Origin of the sequence: Pseudomonas sp. MF6747 (genome assembly GCF_963890955.1) — a bacterium.
Taxonomy (GTDB): Bacteria; Pseudomonadota; Gammaproteobacteria; order Pseudomonadales; family Pseudomonadaceae; genus Aquipseudomonas.
In genome coordinates, this window is sequence record NZ_CAWPSZ010000040.1 from 1 (window position 1) to 774 (window position 774).

Sequence of the window (774 nt, forward strand, 5' to 3'; positions counted from 1 at the left end):
GTGGCGTCTGTCAGGCTGTTTCCCGTCGTCTTCGACGCCGGTTTATCAGAGCGGCTTTTGGCCGCTCTGGAAGCAGCTTTCAGCTGCCCAAAGCCCTCTGCGCTACCATTCGATTTTCGTCTAGGACAATTCCTCATGCAGCGTCTCGCCATACCTTCGGATTACGTCCTGCAGTTCATCCTGGGCCGCGCCTCTTATGTCCTCCCATGGGAGGACAGGCTTTGCCCAGGTAATCCAACAGATGATCCCGAAACTGGCGCAGAGGAATACAACGCATATGCCATCAAAAAGGCGCAGGGAGTCGACAGAGCAACGAAACCAGACCCTGTGCTAGATGCAGTGTATTTGGCGTTAAAAACGCCTGGAGAGGCTTACAGGGCCCTTGCTGGTGATCTTGCGGAGGCTTACCAAGGCCGTTATCGGTTTCTCATAGACAATTTGGCCCAGTGGGACGAAGAAACTAGGTGGTTGAGGGCTGATCTGGTCTTTTCCAATGCTGAGCTGCGCCATTTGTCAGCCACGCAGGTGATGGCTTTACGAACAAGGGCCGCCGAGGTCTGACGCGCTGCGCTTGTCCCCTCGATCTCCATACGGGAACAGGTTCCCGCACTCCGATCGAGGCCAGTCCCTCCACCGTTGAAACTTCCCAGGTCAGGGGCCGCGACCCCGGCTCGTCGTGACTCGCTTCACCGTCGCGGCGAACGGAGTCCCGGGCGCAGCGAACCCTTGACCCTTCGCTGATCAAATCACCCTCTGGCGCTCTGTTCCTGGCCA

General features: G+C 57.8%; 1 protein-coding gene. It reads left to right on the plus strand.

Annotated features, from left to right (window positions below; translation table 11 throughout):
- Nucleotides 1-561 (plus strand): hypothetical protein (locus AACW30_RS23975; RefSeq protein WP_204358188.1); only part of this gene is annotated, 561 nt, incomplete at its 5' end.
- Between the last annotated feature and the right edge of the window lie 213 nt (nt 562-774).